The organism is Pseudoalteromonas sp. TAB23, from assembly GCF_000498075.1.
Taxonomy (GTDB): Bacteria; Pseudomonadota; Gammaproteobacteria; order Enterobacterales; family Alteromonadaceae; genus Pseudoalteromonas; species Pseudoalteromonas arctica.
Window position 1 is genome coordinate 1 of the sequence record NZ_AUTP01000067.1, and the last position, 5,097, is coordinate 5,097.

Here is a 5,097-nt window from a genome sequence, read left to right on the forward strand (position 1 = left end):
CCGATACGGGTAGCCGACACTTCACTTGCTATATCGTGTAACTTTTGTTGGTCGGTATATTGTAATTGCGTTTCACCATGTGCTGATAATGCAAGTGTGCAAGCGCCTGCAATTGCAGTAAATTTGAGTAACGTTGTTGTGATTTTCAAAGGTGTTTTAAGCATCTATTAGCTCCTAATTATTATAGTGTAACCATTACTTAACTAAGATTTTATGGCAATACATTTGAGGTAGATGTAGAAAGGAGCACGCTAAAGCGCAGTTATAGTAATACTTAGAGAGTTAATTGAGTCGTACAATCAACATAATACCGGTCATAGGAATTAACCCAAACATCCACAGCTTTATTCCTAAAATATATTTTTTAAAGCTCCCTTTATTTATACAAGATCTAACTCTACTTCTATAACCGTTAAAATCACCCAAAATTAAAAACACAATTCCAATTACGATTGCGTAAAATAGAGCACCAATAAGTAAAGGGTTTTGCTTAAAAGTACTGATTATTTTATCTAAGTAGTGAATGTCAAACGTCATAGCTAAAAGAAAACTATATACAGTAGATATCATGGCTAACAATGCTGCAGCATTGATGGCCGTATTTTTATTTCTTGAGTCTAATTTTTTCATCCACTGAGCACACACAAAATGAACAGCGCAAATAAATGTTCTCATTTTCAATCCTTGAATAACGTCTAAGTAATTAATTGCTAATACAATATTATATTTAGAGGTTAAATTACAAACCTTGTTACACAATAATCTATAAAAAAATGTGTTTTTCGTGGCACACTGTCATTGTGTATATATTAATAGTTTAAGTTATGCGTCAGCTAAAAGAAGATACAATTAAAAGTAACCTTATTGAGTCGCAGCAAAGTGCATACGGCCCCGTATGCGTGTATCAAAATAAAGAATACCGTTGGTTAACGCTTGCACAAAAAGCCAATGAAGACATTACAATTCAGGGCGTTATGAACCTTATACACCCTGAGCAAGTAATAGTACCTGTAAACCAGTGTATGATGTTATTTTTACTTAAACCGGTAGATACACTAAATATATTAAATTTAGGCTTGGGCACTGCAGGGTTTGAGCGAATTATGTATCACTTACAAAGTAATACGCCTTACATAAACACCATCAATACATTTAACACGGTAGAAATAAACCCAAGCATTGCCTTAATTGCTGCCCAGCACTTTAAGTTACCAATTAAGCACAGCACCTATTTACAATGCGCCGAGCAATATATTACCCAATGCACTGATCACTTTAACGTAATCACTATCGATATTTTTAGTGGTGAATATCACCAGCCTTTTTTAACCAGCGATAGCTTTTGGCAAAATATAAATAGCTGCAGTGAGCAAAATACGCAAGTAATCATTAATTTAAACCCACAAACAGGCCAAGAGCTGCAAATGCTTTTAGTACTTTTAAGGCAACATTTTAAGTGCTTAGGGATAATAGAGTTTAACGAATACAAAAATATAGTGATCATACTAAGCCAGCAAACATTAATGCACATAAACGTTGATGAAATACAAAACTCACCTGTGTTTATAAATTTTGCGCCAAACCTTTATAAAAGTATTAACAGCATTTACCACATTGAATAAAACGCGTTACCGACCAGGTTCATGTTTTTCATAGCACGGTAAGCTTGTTTCTAACTTCTCCCAGTTAGCTTTAGACGTAACAAAATTATGCGATAAAACCTGCTCAGTAATATCGCTATCAAATATTCCTAAACGAATTCGTATTCTGCTTTTGTCATCATTATTGCTACTATAAACCGGCGAGCCACAACATTTACAAAAGTAACGAGTACGCCCTACTTTAAAACTATACTCGCTAAGTAGTGCCTGCCCTTTAGTTATTGTGAAGTCATCTGTATTTACAAAGCCATTGGTTGCAAATGCAGTCCCGCTGTTTTTTCTGCACAGTGAACAATGACAATGAATAATGCTAGTTATACTGCCCGACACTTCAATATTTACCTCACCGCACAAACACGAACCCGTATACATATAACATCCTAACTATTAAATTATTTTTATACTCAGCTGAAATTTGCTGAGTTGATTTAATGGATAAGTTTACTGGTTAATTTTTTGAATGGAATAATAATTTTTATATTTGTGCAGTTACCACGCCATACCTATTTTTTAATGATTGACATAAAAACATTAAATTGGTTACATAACCTTTACCTTGAAGTTATAGCCAAAACAATAATTGGTTAACCAAAAAACCTAAATTTACTGAGAGCCAATTATGCATTCCAAACACATTTTAATTCTTTGCTTATTCAGCGCGCTATCTGCGTGTTCAAACATTCACAAAAACACATCGAGCGATTGGCTGCTTATTGATAATTTTGAAAACTCTCTTAGTGACTGGCAAAGTGTCGATACCCAAAATGAAACTAAGCCACAAGTTAAAAACCCACAAATAACGGTTATACAATCAGAACAAGCAAACTCATCAACAAATCATTATTTACTAAAAAAGCCTGCGGCTGAGGGCATTGTTGGCAATCGTAAAGCACTTTCTTATACAAAGCTTCCACAAGCGGTTGAAGTTGGTGACACCTACACATTTTATATGCGTGTAAACGTGGCTGCTTTTCCTAATAACCATGCTTTTGGATTAAGCAACCTTACGCCAGAGCTAATTAATAAACATGCGTACGATGCGTTTGAGCCAACACTTCGCGTAACCGATAAAACAGAATCAAACGGGCTTGTAAACGATGGCGCTTTAATGGTTAAAACCGACGGCGGATATAGCAACATTCAAAACTACACTACCAAACAGTCAGCTAAACCTCTGCAAACAAATACCTGGTACGACGTATGGTATGTTGTTAATAACGCAGCAGCCTCAGAGCAAGGTCAGCAATATGATGTTTACGTAAAAGGTGGTGAATTTAGCAAGCAAACACTGGTGTATAAAAATGCACAATTTAGAATGAAGCGCGAACAACCTCTTATATATTTTTTAGCTAACTGTAATACAGGCCCAATTAAAAAGCCTTACGGAAATGGTGGTCTCAGATATGACGATTTATACATGAGCAAAGGTACAAACCTAAATAACCCAATGCTATAAAAGTAAGTGAAGTTTTTTTAAGTGTTCTTTTATACATAAGTTTATATTAATAACGCTCTAGCATATTCACAATTAATACCTTACAAACCTGCATTTAAAAATACTTAAATGGTATAATAGCCACCATTATTTGCCATTTAAGTTTTTAAAATGTATCGATTATTTGAAAAAATGACAAAAGCATTTCCTGAGGATCAACCTACTCAGCCGCCTTCTACTTTATTTGCTTTTTGTCGTCACTACACCAAAGGAATGGAATTGTCGTTGGTGCTAATGTCAATCAGCGCCGCCATGCTCGCTATTTTAGAGGTTTCTTTATTTAGCTACATGGGCCAACTTGTTGATTGGTTAACGGCCTACACACCCGAAACCTTGTTTGTAGAGCAAAAATCAGAACTTATCAAAATGGCTGTCATGCTCTTACTGGTATTGCCCGTAGTCGTATTTTTTCATTCTGCTATTTTGCACCAAGCATTGCTGGGCAATTACCCTATGTCGATTCGCTGGTTAGCGCATCGTTATTTACTGCGCCAAAGTGTGAGCTTTTATCAAAATGAGTTTGCAGGAAGAATAGCCACCAAAGTATTGCAAACCTCTTTAGCCGTTCGCGAAACAGTGACCAAACTACTCGATGTATTAATGTACATAGTGGTTTATTTTGGCTCAATGGTATTTTTAGTTGCCGAAGCTGATTGGCGCTTAATGATCCCTTTACTGGTTTGGTTAGTTTTATACATTTGCGTACAGCTTTATTTTGTACCGCGCCTTAAAAAAATTGCCAGCTCACAAGCCGATGCGCGCTCAGAAATGACCGGTCGAATTGTTGATAGCTACACAAATATTTCTACTATTAAATTGTTTTCGTATACCCAGCGTGAAGAGCAATACGCAAAACAAAGCATGGATGTATTTTTACAGCCTGTGTACAAACAAATGCGCTTGGTAACCAGCCTAAACTTTGTTATTCAAAGCTTAAATTATTTATTAGTATTTTCAGTTACCGCTGTATCACTTTATTTATGGTCACTGAGTGCAATTAGCGCAGGTGCCATTGCAGTTGCTGTTAGTTTAGCGCTTAGATTAAACGGTATGGCGCAATGGATCATGTGGGAAATAAGCAGCTTGTTCGAAAACATTGGCACCGTAGCCGATGGTATGAAAACACTATCAAACCCTATCGAAGTTGCCGATAAACCAAATGCCGATACGCTTAACGTAAGCCAAGGTGCCATTGAGTTTAACAACGTACACTTTAATTACGGTAAAGCAGCAAACGAGACTAATCGCAGCCCAGTAATGGACGGTTTAAACTTAAACATTAAGCCTGGCGAAAAAATTGGTTTAGTCGGCCGCTCTGGTGCAGGTAAATCAACGCTTGTTAACTTATTACTGCGTTTTTACGATACCGACTCAGGAACAATAAAAATTGATGGGCAAAACATCACAGATGTAAGCCAAGAAAGTCTACGCCGCTACATAGCAATGGTTACGCAAGACACTTCCCTGCTTCATCGCTCAGTAAAAGACAATATTTTGTACGGTCGCCCCGATGCAACGCAAGACGAGATGATCAACGCCACCAAACAAGCTAAAGCACTTGAGTTTATAAACGACTTGGTAGATAGCAAAGGCAACAAAGGCTTTGATGCTCAAGTGGGCGAACGCGGTGTTACTCTTTCGGGCGGACAGCGCCAACGTATTGCTATTGCACGTGTGCTACTTAAAAATGCACCCATACTTATACTCGACGAAGCCACCAGCGCACTCGACTCAGAAGTAGAAGCGGCAATTCAGGCAAGTCTTGATGACTTAATGACAGGCAAAACAGTAATTGCCATAGCGCATAGGCTCTCAACCATTGCACAAATGGATAGATTAATTGTACTTGATGACGGCGGCGTAGTTGAGCAAGGCACTCATGAAGAACTAATCGCTAAGGGCGGGATTTACGCAGCCCTGTGGACACACCAAACAGGCGGG

General features: G+C 37.5%; 5 protein-coding genes. 3 read left to right on the forward strand and 2 right to left on the reverse strand.

The genetic code is table 11. The annotated features are described in order from the left end of the window. Window positions 1-282: 282 nt before the first annotated feature. A complete protein-coding gene (locus tag L654_RS0101640) occupies window positions 283-675 on the reverse strand; it encodes a hypothetical protein (protein WP_024589167.1) in 393 nt (130 codons plus the stop codon). Window positions 676-824: 149 nt separating this feature from the next. Between L654_RS0101640 and L654_RS0101645 the strand changes: the two genes are divergently transcribed. Next, window positions 825-1,622, forward strand: a complete 798-nt coding sequence (locus L654_RS0101645) for a hypothetical protein (protein WP_024607055.1) — start codon at window positions 825-827, stop codon at window positions 1,620-1,622. 6 nt (window positions 1,623-1,628) lie between these two features. Here L654_RS0101645 and L654_RS0101650 read toward each other — a convergent pair whose 3' ends face one another. Continuing rightward, a complete protein-coding gene (locus L654_RS0101650) occupies window positions 1,629-2,033 on the reverse strand; it encodes a GFA family protein (protein ID WP_024607056.1) in 405 nt (134 codons plus the stop codon). Between the two features lie 247 nt (window positions 2,034-2,280). On the opposite strand from L654_RS0101650, the gene L654_RS0101655 reads away from it, so the two are divergent. Both L654_RS0101655 and L654_RS0101660 read left to right on the forward strand, forming a co-directional pair. Then, window positions 2,281-3,117: a hypothetical protein gene (locus L654_RS0101655; RefSeq protein ID WP_024607057.1), complete on the forward strand. Its 837-nt coding sequence runs from the start codon at window positions 2,281-2,283 to the stop codon at window positions 3,115-3,117. A 150-nt stretch (window positions 3,118-3,267) separates the two neighbouring features. Further along, window positions 3,268-5,097: ABC transporter ATP-binding protein (locus L654_RS0101660; RefSeq protein ID WP_024607058.1), on the forward strand; the 1,830-nt coding region annotated here is incomplete at its 3' end.

Excerpts from the sequence above, each read along its gene's own strand:
- L654_RS0101640 (WP_024589167.1), bottom strand. The coding sequence starts at position 675 with ATGAGAACATTTATTTGCGCTGTTCATTTTGTGTGTGCTCAGTGGATG.
- L654_RS0101645 (WP_024607055.1), top strand. The coding sequence starts at position 825 with ATGCGTCAGCTAAAAGAAGATACAATTAAAAGTAACCTTATTGAGTCG.
- L654_RS0101650 (WP_024607056.1), bottom strand. The coding sequence starts at position 2,033 with ATGTATACGGGTTCGTGTTTGTGCGGTGAGGTAAATATTGAAGTGTCG.
- L654_RS0101655 (WP_024607057.1), top strand. The coding sequence starts at position 2,281 with ATGCATTCCAAACACATTTTAATTCTTTGCTTATTCAGCGCGCTATCT.